Source organism: Mucilaginibacter sabulilitoris (assembly GCF_034262375.1).
Lineage (GTDB): Bacteria > Bacteroidota > Bacteroidia > Sphingobacteriales > Sphingobacteriaceae > Mucilaginibacter > Mucilaginibacter sabulilitoris.
The window spans coordinates 4458217-4472932 of sequence record NZ_CP139558.1 but is presented as its reverse complement, the minus strand read 5'-3'; the positions used below and the strand labels follow the sequence as shown (position 1 = coordinate 4472932).

The 14716-nt window shown below is 43.0% G+C and carries 12 protein-coding genes; 1 reads left to right on the top strand and 11 read right to left on the bottom strand.

Annotated features, from left to right (window positions below; genetic code table 11):
- The first annotated feature begins 41 nt into the window (after positions 1–41).
- The gene (locus SNE25_RS19150; RefSeq protein ID WP_321560604.1) at positions 42–1235 is read left to right on the top strand and encodes a threonine synthase; all 1194 of its coding nucleotides are present in this window, start codon (positions 42–44) and stop codon (positions 1233–1235) included.
- Positions 1236–1247: 12 nt separating this feature from the next.
- Here the strand turns inward: SNE25_RS19150 and SNE25_RS19145 are convergent, their stop codons facing one another.
- The 11 genes from SNE25_RS19145 to SNE25_RS19095 form a co-directional block, all read right to left on the bottom strand.
- On the bottom strand, positions 1248–2129 hold the full coding sequence (locus SNE25_RS19145) for an SDR family oxidoreductase (protein ID WP_321560603.1): 882 nt from the start codon (positions 2127–2129) through the stop codon (positions 1248–1250).
- Between the two features lie 10 nt (positions 2130–2139).
- Positions 2140–2916 carry an enoyl-CoA hydratase/isomerase family protein gene (locus SNE25_RS19140; RefSeq protein WP_321560602.1) on the bottom strand — a complete coding sequence of 259 codons (777 nt, stop codon included), beginning with the start codon at positions 2914–2916 and terminating at the stop codon, positions 2140–2142.
- Between the two features lie 18 nt (positions 2917–2934).
- Positions 2935–4749, bottom strand: a complete 1815-nt coding sequence (locus SNE25_RS19135) for an AMP-dependent synthetase/ligase (protein ID WP_321560601.1) — start codon at positions 4747–4749, stop codon at positions 2935–2937.
- A gap of 26 nt (positions 4750–4775) precedes the next feature.
- Positions 4776–5951: an acetyl-CoA C-acyltransferase gene (locus SNE25_RS19130; protein ID WP_321560600.1), complete on the bottom strand. Its 1176-nt coding sequence runs from the start codon at positions 5949–5951 to the stop codon at positions 4776–4778.
- A 118-nt stretch (positions 5952–6069) separates the two neighbouring features.
- Positions 6070–8448, bottom strand: a complete 2379-nt coding sequence (locus tag SNE25_RS19125) for a 3-hydroxyacyl-CoA dehydrogenase/enoyl-CoA hydratase family protein (protein WP_321560599.1) — start codon at positions 8446–8448, stop codon at positions 6070–6072.
- Positions 8449–8483: 35 nt separating this feature from the next.
- Positions 8484–8936, bottom strand: a complete 453-nt coding sequence (locus tag SNE25_RS19120; RefSeq protein ID WP_321560598.1) for a DUF2147 domain-containing protein — start codon at positions 8934–8936, stop codon at positions 8484–8486.
- A gap of 308 nt (positions 8937–9244) precedes the next feature.
- On the bottom strand, positions 9245–9691 hold the full coding sequence (locus tag SNE25_RS19115) for an acyl-CoA thioesterase (RefSeq protein WP_321560597.1): 447 nt from the start codon (positions 9689–9691) through the stop codon (positions 9245–9247).
- Between the two features lie 7 nt (positions 9692–9698).
- Positions 9699–10676: an electron transfer flavoprotein subunit alpha/FixB family protein gene (locus SNE25_RS19110; RefSeq protein ID WP_321560596.1), complete on the bottom strand. Its 978-nt coding sequence runs from the start codon at positions 10674–10676 to the stop codon at positions 9699–9701.
- A gap of 31 nt (positions 10677–10707) precedes the next feature.
- A complete protein-coding gene (locus SNE25_RS19105) occupies positions 10708–11451 on the bottom strand; it encodes an electron transfer flavoprotein subunit beta/FixA family protein (protein WP_321560595.1) in 744 nt (247 codons plus the stop codon).
- Positions 11452–11634: 183 nt separating this feature from the next.
- Positions 11635–13431 (bottom strand): acyl-CoA dehydrogenase family protein, encoded by a 1797-nt coding sequence (locus tag SNE25_RS19100; protein WP_321560594.1) that lies wholly within the window; start codon positions 13429–13431, stop codon positions 11635–11637.
- 301 nt (positions 13432–13732) lie between these two features.
- Positions 13733–14620 carry a helix-turn-helix domain-containing protein gene (locus SNE25_RS19095; RefSeq protein ID WP_321560593.1) on the bottom strand — a complete coding sequence of 296 codons (888 nt, stop codon included), beginning with the start codon at positions 14618–14620 and terminating at the stop codon, positions 13733–13735.
- Positions 14621–14716: the final 96 nt, after the last annotated feature.

The window sequence follows — 14716 nt, the reverse complement described above, 5'->3', positions numbered from 1 at the left end:
TTACTTCCAGGGCTTACAATAGTAATAACTTTACACATCTGATGGTTAATCATATTGAATTGGTAGGAACATCCTTAATAATAAATTTAAAGTGCCCGGAGTGTGGCACTCTGCATAATGCCGGGGTTATCAATACGGTTTGTATTAATGAAAACTGCAGATCTACCTTATTTACACAATATGACTTAACTACCGGCCTCAACAAGTCTGTTTTAAAGGATCGACCGGCAACCATGTGGCGTTATAAGGAGCTTTTACCAGTTATCAACGATAAGAACATTGTAACACTTGGTGAAGGTTTTACGCCTATAATACCCGTTGAAAACCTTAAGCAATACACGAATAATAATGAAGTATTCTGGAAGGATGAATCAGGCAATCCTACGGGCTCTTTTAAAGCAAGAGGGATAAGCGCCGCTGTATCAAAGGCTAAAGAATTAGGTATTCATACCATCGCTACACCAACTGCAGGAAACGCAGGAGGGGCATTGGCTGCTTATGCGGCTCGGGGAGGCATGAAGGCTATTGTATATATGCCTAAACAAACCCCCAAAGTTTTTAAAGATGAATGCCGTTTATATGGTGCCGAATTGATAGAGATAAATGGCAATATAAGCGATTGTGGTAAGCTGGTTAATGAGCATGCCCTGTTAAATAACTGGTTTCAGGTGTCAACACTGAAAGAGCCATACAGGTTGGAAGGAAAGAAAACCATGGGTTATGAAATTGCTGAGCAGTTTAACTGGCAATTGCCCGATGTGATTTTTTATCCAACAGGCGGGGGGACTGGGCTTATCGGTATATGGAAAGCCTTCGACGAGATGGAGCAATTAGGTTGGATAGGCAGCAAGAGACCGCGTATGGTAGTGGTACAATCACAAAGCTGTGATGGTATAGTTAAAGCCTTTCAGGCGGGGCTATATGTTTCTGAATTTGCTGATGGTGGTTTTACTATAGCCAATGGTTTACGCGTACCTAAACCTTATGCCGATAAAATTATATTGAAAGTTCTTCGTGAAAGTCAGGGTGCTGCACTTACTGTGAGCGATGAGGAAATGAGCATTGCCATAAAAGAAATAGCTAAATATGAAGGCATGCTTATGGCACCAGAAGGAGCTGCTTTGTGGCCGGCTTACAAAAAACTAAAGGCTACCGGATGGGTAGAGGCTGGAGAAAAAGTATTACTTATTAATACAGGTAGTGGCTATAAATACCTGGAAAACATGGATATATAAAGTATAAGCAAACTATTTCTTTCTTGTAGCCTGCTCAATACCGTCCCACATATTATCAGGTATCATTTCAAGCCCGCTGAACTGTCCGGCGCCTTGCAGCCATTCACCACCATCAATAGTAATCACTTCGCCATTGATATAGCCCGAAAAATCAGATACCAGAAATGCAGCCAGATTAGCCAGTTCCTGGTGCTCGCCTACACGTTTAAGCGGGACGCGGGTTTTAAAATCAAATTTTTGTGCCAAATCCCCTGGTAATAAGCGCTGCCATGCACCTTCGGTAGGAAAAGGTCCCGGCGCTATGGCGTTGGTGCGGATGCCATGTCGTCCCCATTCAACAGCCAGTGAGCGTGTCATGGCCAGCACGCCACCCTTTGCGCAGGCCGACGGCACCACATAAGCCGAGCCGGTAAAGGCATATGTGGTAATGATATTTAGAATATTGCCCGGTAGTTTTTTGTCTATCCAATATTTGCCCAGGGCCAGCGAGCAATTGACCGAACCTTTTAATACAATATCAATAACAGCCGAAAATGCGTTTGCCGAAAGCCGTTCGGTAGGGGAAATAAAATTACCTGCGGCATTGTTTAATAAACAGTCAACCTGGCCAAAGGTATCGAGGGACTGCTGCAGCATCTTTTCAACCTCGTCATAATTGCGTACATCGCAGGCAATGGCCAAAACTTTTCCACCTGTTTCTGCTTCCATCTCTGTCGCGGCTTTTTCCAGCACATCCAGTTTACGGCTGGTGATTACCAGGTTAGCCCCCAATTTTAAAAAATAAGTACCCATAGCCCGGCCAAGACCGGTGCCACCTCCGGTAATGATAATGGTTTTTCCTTTCAAGGCATCACCTCTTAACATACCCGGTTCTGCAGTTTTATTATCGCTCATCATTAATTAGTTATTGGGCTGTTGCCGATTTGGATTTCAAATTCTGAATAAGCATTTGCAGCCCCTTACGGGTTTCCGGAGCCCACCATTGTTCAAGCATACTGTTTAAAGCGGCGGTTGGGTCGGTACTTAATTTATCAATCAGTTCTTTACGCAGGTTCAGTTTACTTTGGCTCCAGGTAACCGGATTTAACTGCATATACGTCCGGATCTTTCTTTCGGCCGTGCTTAGTAAATTTTCGGAGGCGCTTATCTCATCAACCAATCCCACATCAAGCGCCTCCTGAACTTTTAAAAGTTTACCTTCCATTAAATACTGGTAAGCCTTGTGCTCGCCAAGCCAGAATGAATACACGTTAAATACACTATCGGGTACGATAATGCCAACGGGTATCTCATTTAAGCCGATTATAAACGGTCCATCGGCCATTACACGATAGTCACTACAAATGGTCATGATGCAACCTCCTGCTGGGCAATGCCCGCTTATGGCTGCCACCATTGGCTTTTTAAAAGCTACCATCATCCGTTGGAGTTGCAAAAAATCGGTCCACAGGGCGCGGCTTTGTTCTTCGTTATATTCGTAAGCTTCAATTAAATCAACACCCGATGAAAAGAATCCCGGCTTGCCGGTTAAAATAAGGCCATCCACGCTGGTATCCTGTTCCAGTGTTTTGATGCAGGTAATCAGCTCCTTAACCATTTGATGATTAATGGCGTTGGAACGTCCTCTGTCGAGTGTTACAACAGCCAGTCCGTTATTTATGGTTAATTGAAATGTGGTCATATATTTTATTTATTGGCTTTAGTGTACAAGTGAGGGATTCTCATGCTCTTCGCCGGTGTACATTTTGTCTATCTCGGTTTTGTATTTTTCGGTAATGATCTTCCGTTTCATTTTACCGGTGGGGGTGAGTTCTCCGCTGTCTATCGACCATTCATCGGGTAACAGCGTTACTTTTTTAACCTGTTCCACATGGTTAAATTCGGGGTTAAAATCATTTATTATTGATTGATACAATGCTATAACTTTTGGATTTTTAACCATTTCCTGATGCGTTGTAATCGGGATATCGTTTTTAACACACCATGGCTGTAAATGAGTGTAAGAGGGCACAATAAGCGCTGAGGTGAATTTTCTTTCGGCACCTACTACCATCATCTGTTCAATAAAATAGTTCTCTTTCATTTTATTTTCGATGGGCAACGGTGCTACATATTTACCACCCGAGGTTTTGAAGATCTCTTTTTTTCTATCAGTTATCCGCAGAAAGCCGTCCTTATCCAGTTCTCCTATATCCCCGGTATGGAACCAGCCATTGGTAATAACTTCTGCGGTCATTTCGGGGTTTTTGTAGTAACCGACCATTACACAATCGCTTTTAGTAAGTATTTCGCCATCTTCGGCTATCTGCACCTCAACACCATTTACTAATTGGCCAACGGTACCAAACCTGCGCCCACTTTCCTGGTAACGATTAGCAGCTATCACCGGCGAGGTTTCGGTTAGTCCATAGCCTTCTATGACCACCATTTTAGCAGCTGTAAATATTTTTTCGAGTTTAATTGGGCAGGCGGAGCTACCTATAACAATGGCGCGCACATTGCCGCCTATAGCATCCCGCCATTTACTATACACTAACTTATCTGCAATGGCAAGTTTAATGTTATACCACCAGTCAGTTTTACCTATCTCAAACTCTTCTGCAACCTTGATTGACCAAAAGAAGACCTTTCTTTTAAAACCCTGCAGCTTTTGGCCTTGAACCATGATCTTTTCAAATACTTTTTCCAGCAAACGGGGTACGGCAGTGAAAATATCTGGTTTGGCTTCTTTCATATTGGCACCGATAGTTTCCATACTTTCAGCATAAAAAACAGAGAAGCCGTAGTAGAGGTAAACATAAGTGCAGGTTTTTTCAAATATGTGGTTGAGTGGTAAAAAACTGAGCGCCTTTTGATGCTCTAACGGAATACGGCCAAGTATATCACCACATGCCCATACATTGCACATGATATTTTTGTGGGTGAGCATAACGCCTTTTGGTCGCCCGGTAGTACCGGAGGTATAGATAATAGTGGCAACCGTGTCGGCGGTAATGGTATCGGAGATAGTTTTGATTCTTTCCTGATAGCCTTCCGGCAATGGCTTAAACAACGTGCTCCAGTTGGTAAAACCCTCTGTTGTATCAAACGAGTAAACAGCTTTTAACGCGGGCAGTTTATCAATTATCTGGTGTATTTTGTCGCATAATTCTTGATTGCTTACAAACAGGTATTTTATTTCGGCCTCATTTAATATTTGTTCCAGTTCCTTGCAATTGGTATTAGGATATAGGGGTACCAGTATAGCCCCGGTTTGCTGAACAGCCAGATCGGTAATGAGCCATTCGGGTCGGCCACTACTGATCAATCCTATCTTGTCGCGCCCTTCGGTTGTACCGTCACCTGCCGATACACCCATTTCCAGCAGCGATATAGCCAACTGATTGATCATGTCATGAGCCTCCCGGGTGCTGTAAGCTTTCCATGTGCCATTAACTTTGGCATTCAGTAAATCGGGCTTTGGCGCTTTGGCCTGTGCCACAATACAATCAAACAATCTTGCTGCCTTTTCCATACATGCAACAGTTTAAATAGTAAATATTATAATAACTCAAAAATGCCCGCTGCACCCTGCCCAGTACCTACGCACATGGTAACCATACCATATTTTTTGTCCCTGCGTTTTAATTCATTAAAAAGTTGTACCGATAGTTTTGCGCCGGTACAACCCAGCGGGTGACCGAGTGCAATGGCGCCGCCGTTTACATTTATACGTTCAGGGTCAAGATCAAGCCCTTTAATAACCGCTAACGATTGCGATGCAAAGGCCTCGTTTAGCTCTATCAGATCAATATCCTGTTGTTGCATGCCAGCTTGCTTTAATACTTTAGGAATAGCAACCAACGGGCCAATGCCCATAATACGTGGTGGTACACCCGCAACTGCGTAGTTTACCAATCTTGCAATTGGTTTAAGGTTGTTCGCTTTTAAAAATCGCTCGCTTACCACCATTACAAAGGCAGCCCCATCACTTGTTTGCGATGAATTGCCAGCAGTTACCACGCCTTTGGCGTTAAATACGGGCTTAAGTTTGGCGAGCGCCTCAAGCGACGTATCAGCCCGTGGCCCTTCATCAGTATCTACTTTAAATTCCCGGTTTTTCTTTTTGCCGTTTTCATCCACATAAGTTTCGGTAATGCTCATGGGCACTATCTCGTCCTTAAATTTGCCTTCCTTTATAGCATTAATGGCTTTTTGGTGCGAGTTATAAGCAAACTGATCTTGCTCGTCGCGGCCAATATTATATTCTTTAGCTACCGCCTCCGCAGTTAAACCCATGCCCCAATAGTAATCGGGGTGGGCAAGGGCTACATCAGCATTGGGTACAATACGCCAGCCACCCATAGGGAGCAGGCTCATACTTTCAACCCCGCCAGCAATAATACAATCGGCAATGCCACTATGTATTTTGGCCGATGCTATGGCAATTGTTTCCAGGCCCGAAGCGCAATACCGGTTCACGGTCATGCCGGGTACTTTGTCAGTATCCAATGCCATCAGGGAAATCAATCGGGCAACGTTTAAACCTTGTTCTGCCTCTGGTGTGGCGTTACCAACTATCACATCTTCAATCTGCTCCTTATCCACATTGGGTACAGATGCCATGAGGTGTTTGATCACATCAGCAGCAAGAGAGTCGGGTCGGGTAAACCTGAAGCCCCCACGGGTTGCTTTTCCAACTGCGCTGCGGCTGCCCGCCACTATATATGCATTCATGTTCGTTTTTATTTAATATTTGGTATCAGGTAATTAGTATCAGGTATCAAGATTTTTGAAGATGCTTATAAAAGAATACTGTCATGATACTTGATACTAATTACTTGATATTTGAAAATCAATTCCTCAACACTTTGCCACCGTTTATAATAGATTGTATGCGCTCTAACGTTTTACGTTCGGTGCATAGGGACACAAAAGCTTCCCGCTCCAAACCCAGTAAATAATCCTCACTTACCAGCGATGGCTGCGACAGATCGCCCCCAGCAAGTACATAGGCCAGCTTTTGCGATATCTTAACATCATGTTCGCTGATGTAATTGCCACTGTACATGGTATTGGCACCAACATAACCAAGTCCTAATGCCTGTTTGCCCAGTACCCGGATATCTGTACGTTGTACCGGCTGTACATAGCCTTCATTGGCCATTTGCAGACAGTGCTGCTTAGCCTCGGCCAGTAAGCGGTTTAGTGATATAACCACCACGTCCCGACCTTTTTTCAGATAGCCATACTCAAATGCCTCATAAGCCGAGGTAGATACTTTTGCCTGACCAATGGTTAAAAACCTGTCGCGGAAATTATTCAATTCAATATCACCGTCCTGTAATTCATCAGAAAGCCGTAAGGCAAACTCCTTTGTTCCGCCACCACCCGGGATTAGCCCAACGCCAAATTCCACCAAACCCATATACAGCTCGGCGTGGGCAACTACCTTATCGGCATGCAGGCATAATTCGCAACCACCACCCAAAGCCATCTGATGGGGTGCTGCCACCACAGGTATGGAGGAGTAACGGATACGCATCATGGTGTTTTGGAAAGCTTTGATCACCATGTTTAATTCATCAAACTCCTGTTCAACTGCCATCATAAATATCATGCCCACATTGGCCCCGGCACTGAAATTGGCGCCATCATTTGAAATTACGAGGCCTTTATAATCTTTTTCGGCGAGTGTGATAGCTTTGTTAATGCCTTCAATAATATCGCCGCCTATGGTATTCATTTTGGTGTGAAATTCCAGGTTAAGGATACCGTCGCCAATATCGGTAATGGTGGTGCCGCTGTTTTTCCAGATAGTGTTTGCTTCGCGGATATTACTCAGGAGGATAAAATTCTCTGTTCCCGGAATTACTTTGTATGTTCTTGAGGCAATGTCATAATATTGGCGTTTACCGTCGGCTATTTTATAAAAGCTGTCAGCGCCCGAAGCCAGCATATCATACACCCATTGGGCCGGTTTATTGCCCGCCGCTTCCATTGCCTTTACGGTGTCGGCTAAACCTAATGCGTCCCATTTTTCAAAGGGGCCCATTTCCCAGCCAAAGCCCGCGTTAACGGCCGCGTCTATTTTATAAAGTTCGTCGGCAATTTCAGGGATGCGGTTACTCGCATACGCAAAAAGCTGGTAAAAGGTAGTACGATAAAAGTCGCCGGCTTTATCCTTTGCAGCAAACAGGATCTTTAACCGTTCCTTTAAACTATCTACTGTTTTGGCAATATCTAACGACGGGAATTTTACCTTTTGCGATGGCTTGTATTCCAGTGTTTTTAAATCAAGGGCCAGGAACTGATTTGCTCCATCTACTTTTTCCTTTTTATAAAAACCCTGTCCGGTTTTGCTACCCAGCCAGTTGTTTTTTAGCATGCCGTTTACAAAATCAGGAATGTTGAAGCTCTTTGCTTCATCATCGGGCACATTTTTGCTCAATCCGTTTGCCACATGCACCATGGTATCTAATCCAACCACATCATTGGTACGGAACGTGGCCGATTTAGGGTGACCAATTACCGGACCTGTTAGCTTATCTACTTCCTCCACCGTCATGCCGGTTTTTTCAACATAATGCAACACGCTCATGATGCTGAACACACCGATACGATTACCGATGAATGCAGGGGTGTCTTTAGCTAATACCGTAGTTTTGCCTAAAAACTTTTCGCCGTATTCCATCAAAAAATCCACAACCTCAGGTAAAGTATCCTTAGTAGGGATAATTTCAAGCAACTTTAAATACCGAGGGGGATTAAAGAAATGTGTACCGCAGAAATGTTTTTTAAAATCATCGCTGCGTCCCTCTGCCATTAAATGTATAGGAATACCCGATGTATTGGAGGTAATGAGTGTACCAGGCTTGCGGTGTTTTTCAACTGTTTCAAATACTTGTTGCTTGATATCAAGGCGTTCCACTACTACTTCAATTACCCAGTCGCATTCGGCAATTTTGGACATATCATCCTCAAAGTTGCCTGTACTTATGCGCCTGGCGAATGATTTAAGATAAATGGGAGAGGGGTTTGATTTTAAAGCGAAATCAAGGGCGTCATTAACTATTTTATTTCGCGCCTTTTTATCACCGGCAGGAGCATCTTTTGGTACAATATCAAGTAATAATACCTGTACCCCGATGTTGGCAAAATGGCAGGCAATGCGGCTTCCCATTACGCCCGATCCCAGTACAGCTACTTTCTTTATAATTCGTTTAGCATCCATATATCGTGCTTGGTTTATTTCAGTTATATGTTTGGTTATTCTGCCCGTTCCCAGGTAGTTGTGCGCCCTAAAAGTGATATACCTACATATCCCCTGATTGACAGCGTCTTGCCATTGTGAGTGATATTACAGGAGTATGTTTTACCATTTTTAGGGTCGTATATTTTACCATCGGTGTACTTGTTATCTCCATCAGGTACAAAACCTTCCAGTATGTGCAAACCAATAATGGGCCTGTTGCGCAATTTCTCGTCTTTGTTTTTTTCGTCGACCTTGGGTTTGCCATCTTTTAATGGTTCTTTAAGCCATATTATTTTGCCGTTAAACTTACCGTCGGAGCCTTTGCTTATCTGTATTTTGGCGTTTTTGATATCGTTAAACCATACCCCCTCAATCTTATCGGTTTGGGCTTTCGCCGCAATATTTACCGATAGTATAGTTAGTATAATAAGTACCAAGGGAATGAAATGTTTTTTAGGTGATAACATGGTTAATAGATTATTGTCAACAATTAAATATGCCTTTGAAAACGAATACAAACTATTATATGTAAACAGTAAAATTTGTGCCCGTTTAAAGAGCCAAACAGTATTGCGACAGGTTGAAAAATTAATTTAAAATTGGTTTATAATAAACAAATATCCTTTTTAACGAAGCTCAACAAAGGTTAAAATGGCGGAAACATTTGTCAAAATTTCGGAACTTTCTATTTGTGATATTATTTATTGGTTTATTATAAAGATAATAGTTTTTCGCAGATTTTTTATGTTTATCTATTGCCCCGATAACTGTTTTATCAGGTTGTGATAACGCCTTCTTCCACATAATCAGCGCTTCTCGGGGCCTTCATAAATAGTTCGCTTAACTCTGGGGGTAATAGCGTGAGCCTGCGTTTTTCCATGTCTATCCAGGCGCCAATGGTTATGATTACTGCAGCCTTTACACCGTCGCCGCGGAACACCTCATGCTTGATCGTCCAGCGAGAACCATCCGGGCGAGATCGGGTTACTTCGCAGGTTATTTTTACAAAGTCACCAAGGGTTATTTCGCGCAGATAACTGAGTTCTTCTTTAAAAAGTACGGGCCCGATTTTAAACTCAAAAAGCTTTGTGGGCTTTAAACCTAAACTTTCGAGCATATTAAGCCGGGCTTGCGCACCCAGGTCGGCGTAGGCCGAATGCCGCATGTGCTGATTTGCATCAATCTGCGACCATAATATTTGTCCCTCATAAAAAATATTCATAGCTGCATTATTTATGGTTTTGCCTGAATTTTTCTACAGCGTGTGTAAGTCTTGGTAAAACCTCAAGGGCATCCCCAACTACACCATAGTTGGCTGCTTTAAAAAATGGCGCTTCAGGATCTTTATTGATCACCACAATAGTTTTTGAACCGTTAACCCCGGCTAAATGCTGGATAGCCCCGGAAATACCCACAGCAATGTACAGATCAGGGCGAACAGTGCCACCGGTTTGACCCACATGTTCATGGTGAGGGCGCCAGTGAGCATCAGCTACCGGGCGAGAGCAAGCGGTCGCTGCGCCCAGTTTTTTAGCAAGATCTTCAATCAGCCCCCAATTTTCAGGCCCCTTCATACCACGACCGCCAGATACGATCAATTGTGCGTCGGCCAACGGAACTTCACCTTTGATCTTGTTTACTTCTTTTACTTTTACTCCAAAATCCTTATCAGTAAAAGCCACGTCCAATTTTTCAACAGAAGCTTTGCCTTCTGTCTTGTTAAGAGCGAAGGTATTGGGCATCAGCGTAATTATCTTAATATCGCTGGTAATATTTATATAGGCAAAAGCTTTGCCTGAGAAAACCGTCTTTTTAACTACAAACCCTTTATCCAGGTCGGGATAGGATAGGGCGCCCGCCACCAGGCCAGCCTTTAACCTGGCCGCCAGCCTTGGTGCTATTGCGCGACCATTTATATCATGCAGTGTTATGATTATTTTACTATCTTCTTTTTCGACAGCTGTAAACAATGCCCAGGTGTAGGCTCTTGCATTTAGTTCATTTAAACGCTCATTGGCAACGTGCAGCACTTTTTGCGCACCATATTGACCAAGGGCTTCCATTTCACTATCTGAAATTGTGCCTAATACAACGGCACTAACGGTTGTTCCCTTTTTTTGGGCGATATCCGCCGCATAGCGCACAGCTTCAAAACTCTTCTTTTTTATAACTCCTTCGGTATGTTCTACCAATACTATTACAGACATTTTTATAGGTTTTTGTTAAAATAATGGAATATCAGATAACCTTAGCTTCACTGTGCAGCAGCGCAACCAATTCATCCATATCTTCGGCATTTACCAGCCTGATACCCGCCTTGGCAGGCGGCATTTCGTATGATATAATTTCGGTAACTGCCTTAACTAAAGATGGTGTGATAACTTTCAACGGACGGGTGCGGGCGGCCATAATACCCCGCATATTAGGGATGCGGGCTTGGGCAACACCTTTCTGGCAGGAAATTACCACGGGGAGGTGACAAGTATCAATTTCCTCACCACCCTCTATTTCACGTTTTACAACAGCACTATTTCCATCTGTTTGAATGCTGCTTGCAAAACCTATGTAATCGGTATCCAACAGTTCTGCAAGCATGGCACCTACGGCACCATTGTTATAATCTATTGATTCCTTGCCGCACAGGATCAGGTCATATCCTATGCTTTTAGCATATTCGGCTATATAACTGGCGGTTTCATAAGCATCGTTACTATCTGCATCTATCCTTATGGCTTCATCGCCGCCTAAGGCCAGGGCTTTTCTGATCACTGGTTCAGTATCAGGTTTGCCAACGGTAATTAAATGCACATCAGTAGCTACGCCACTTTCTTTTAGCTCAAGGGAACGTATTAGCGCATACCATTCATCGTAAGGATTTATCACGTAGGTAACGCCCTGGTTGTTTATGGCAGTGTTATTATCTTTCAGTACAATTTTGGTGCTGGTATCGGGTACCTGGCTTATGCATACTAATATTTTCATATAGTTCTCTCTGTATCTCTCCTTAAAAAGAAGAGCTTTTTGTTTTTAGTCTTTAAAAAATTGGGTAAAGCAACCCCGCCGAGCCTCCCCGCCGGCTGGCTGGGGAGACTCTTTCGTCCTCTTGTCGGGAAGCGTCGAGTGATAGGCACTCCCTTTCCTCTAAAGAGGGTTGGGGGGCAGTCGTTAATAGCAGTATTTATTTTCTTCGATCAGTTTTGCAGCTATGTTACGGCGGGCCTGTGTGGTGTTAATATCTTCGGTTTTGGTAAAGCGTTTTAAGCCCATTAGCATCATTCTGCGTTCATCGCCCTCGGCAAATGAATTAATGGCCTCTTTTCCTGATTTGGCTATATGTTCGGCAGCATCGCTGATGTATACGCGCATCATATTTAATTGCTCTTTAACCGCATCCTCGCCTTTTAAGCTAACCAGTTTCTCTAAACGCAATTGTAATGATTCACTCACGTACAACTCAATCAGCATATCGGCCATACACATCAATACTTCCTGCTCCTTACCTAATTGGGTCATCAGTTTTTGAACCGCTGCACCTGCTACCATCAGAACAGCTTTTTTAAAGTTAGCAATATATTTTTTCTCTTTCACAAATAAACCTTCGTCTTCTGCAGAACTAAAGTCGGGTATGCTTACCAGTTCACCAGCAACTTTCTGAGCCGGGCCCATCAGGTCGAGTTCTCCTTTTAAAGCACGTTTCAACATCATATCAACGGTGAGCATCCGGTTGATCTCGTTGGTGCCTTCAAATATGCGATTGATACGTGAATCGCGATAGGCACGGTCCATAGGCGCTTCGGCACTGTACCCCATACCTCCGTAAATCTGTACGCCCTCGTCAACCACGTAATCAAGCGATTCAGAAGCATGTACTTTAATAATAGCCGCTTCAATGGCAAATTGCTCGGTACCTTTGAGCTTGGCTTTAATTTCATCCATTCCCGATGCCATGTACATTTCGGTGGCTTCTTCCATATTTTGACTTGCCCGGTATATGGCTGCCTCCGAAGCATAAGTACGGATAGCCTGCTGGGCCAGCTTATAGCGAATGGCGCCATACTTAGATATAGGACGGCCAAACTGTTCACGCTCATTAGCATAGCGAATGGCTGAGGTGATAACCTCTTTGCTGGCACCTACGGTTGCGCCGCCTAATTTAATGCGTCCAAGGTTTAAAATGTTAACGGCTATTTTAAAACCATTTTGTCTTTCAGATAGTAAATTTTCTACAGGAATCTTGCAATCGTTAAAGAACACCTGCCTGGTTGAACTGCCTTTAATACCCATTTTATGTTCCTCGGTATTTAAGGACAGGCCTTCAAAATTTTTTTCAACTATAAAGGCGCTCAGGTTTTCATCGTCATCAATTTTGGCAAACACAGTAAAGATATCAGCAAACCCGGCATTGGTGATCCACATTTTTTGACCGGTAAGCAGGTAATACTTACCATTGGCAGAGAGTTTTGCCCTGGCCTTACCTGAGTTAGCGTCAGAGCCTGCGCCCGGTTCGGTTAGGCAATATGCGCCTTTCCATTCGCCGCTGGCCAGTTTGGGTATGTATTTTTCTTTTTGAGCATCGTTACCATAATACAGGATCGGGAGCGTACCGATGCCGGTATGCGCCGAAAAGGCAACAGAAAAAGAGTTGCCAGCGCCCAGTTTTTCGGTAACCAGCATGGAGGTTTTAAAATCTTTGCCAAAACCGCCATATTGTTCGGGTATGGAGATGCTGAGCAAACCAAGCGCGCCTGCTTCTTCCATCAGATGGGGCATCAGACCTTCTTCCTGCTCATCAATACGGCTTAAATTAGGTACTACATTTTGAGCAAGAAAATTGGTACATGTTTCGGCGATCATCAACTGTTCTTCATTCCATTCTTCAGGAATGAAAATATTCTCCGCCTGTGTTTCCCTGATCAGGAATTCGCCGCCCTTTATGGCTTTTATAGATTCGGTCTCACTCATAATTAAAATATTTAATAATAATGATCTCTTAACTTATTAAAGATAAATCACATACAACCAACAATAAAGCACTGACAATGAATTGATTATTATCAATGATTTAAGTGTTGCAATACTTGTTTCAGGTATTAGGCCGGTTGCTGTTATTTAGCAGCCGCATTTGTTGGTTTTATAATCTGGAGTAAAATTAGACGTGAAGGCTGCCCAAAAAAAGGGCAGCAATGCGGAGATATTAGTCAAAAAGTCGGAAAGAAATACTGGTTGTAATTTACTTTCGCTGTAACAAAAAGAAATGAAGTTATTAGTGTGCCGTTACCATTCTATAATCTGAAGGCGACATTCCGGTATGTTTTTTAAAGTATTTACCGAATGAGGATTGATCGGGAAAATTTATTTGCTCTGCAACCCTGGCAATGCTAATATCATGGTTCCGCAATAACACCTTTGCTTCGAGCACCACAGCATCGTCAATCCATTCCCCGGCGGTACGCCCGGTTACTTCTTTAATAGTTTCTGTTAAGTGTTTTGGAGATACATATAATGAATCGGCATAGTATTGCACAGTGCGGTGCTCTTTATAATGATGAAATACCAGGTCCTGGAACAATACATTTAATTCCTGCTTGCGGGTTTGTTTACCTTTTATAATTACATGTTGTTTTTCGTAAATAGATTCAACCTCGTAAAGCATAGTAGTCAGCATGCTCCTGGATATTTCCATACGATAGGGATGATCTTCACGGGCTAACTTTTGCTGCATGAGTAAATAAATATCAAGCAGCATTTTGGCGTCCTCATGACTGGGGTAGATCACCGGCAGTGATGCGCTTTTAAAATAGCTGAATGATTCCAGAAAATGGCTGTTTACATTGTTTTCGGTTAAAAAGGCCTTGGAGAAAACAATAAACCTGCATAAAAAATCATCACTGCTGTTATATATCCTTAAAATATGGAAAGGTGTTGCCAGCAGCATGGCATCGGGTTTGGCCTCGTACACCTGCAGGTTGGCTTCAACCTGGGCGGTACCACGTGTACAAATGCCAATAATATAACCATCAGAGCGATAGGGATATTCGCTTAAACTCAGTAATTGTTTTTCATCGGCTATAAAAAAATCCGGGCCAACTAATTTATCTGCATACAGATCAGCAAATTTTGAAAGGCTCAGCTGAGCAATCTTTTTGCTCATGTATCTGGAACTTTTACTCATGTATCGGAAAGATATGATTTTTACCGGAATATATTAAAGTGTTAATTAAACAGTAATAATATTTAGTGCTATTTT

Coding starts and splice junctions, on each gene's coding strand:
- SNE25_RS19125 (WP_321560599.1), bottom strand. CDS start 8,448: ATGGATGCTAAACGAATTATAAAGAAAGTAGCTGTACTGGGATCGGGC.
- SNE25_RS19110 (WP_321560596.1), bottom strand. CDS start 10,676: ATGTCTGTAATAGTATTGGTAGAACATACCGAAGGAGTTATAAAAAAG.
- SNE25_RS19150 (WP_321560604.1), top strand. CDS start 42: ATGGTTAATCATATTGAATTGGTAGGAACATCCTTAATAATAAATTTA.
- SNE25_RS19120 (WP_321560598.1), bottom strand. CDS start 8,936: ATGTTATCACCTAAAAAACATTTCATTCCCTTGGTACTTATTATACTA.
- SNE25_RS19105 (WP_321560595.1), bottom strand. CDS start 11,451: ATGAAAATATTAGTATGCATAAGCCAGGTACCCGATACCAGCACCAAA.
- SNE25_RS19145 (WP_321560603.1), bottom strand. CDS start 2,129: ATGAGCGATAATAAAACTGCAGAACCGGGTATGTTAAGAGGTGATGCC.
- SNE25_RS19115 (WP_321560597.1), bottom strand. CDS start 9,691: ATGAATATTTTTTATGAGGGACAAATATTATGGTCGCAGATTGATGCA.
- SNE25_RS19140 (WP_321560602.1), bottom strand. CDS start 2,916: ATGACCACATTTCAATTAACCATAAATAACGGACTGGCTGTTGTAACA.
- SNE25_RS19135 (WP_321560601.1), bottom strand. CDS start 4,749: ATGGAAAAGGCAGCAAGATTGTTTGATTGTATTGTGGCACAGGCCAAA.
- SNE25_RS19130 (WP_321560600.1), bottom strand. CDS start 5,951: ATGAATGCATATATAGTGGCGGGCAGCCGCAGCGCAGTTGGAAAAGCA.
- SNE25_RS19100 (WP_321560594.1), bottom strand. CDS start 13,431: ATGAGTGAGACCGAATCTATAAAAGCCATAAAGGGCGGCGAATTCCTG.
- SNE25_RS19095 (WP_321560593.1), bottom strand. CDS start 14,620: ATGAGCAAAAAGATTGCTCAGCTGAGCCTTTCAAAATTTGCTGATCTG.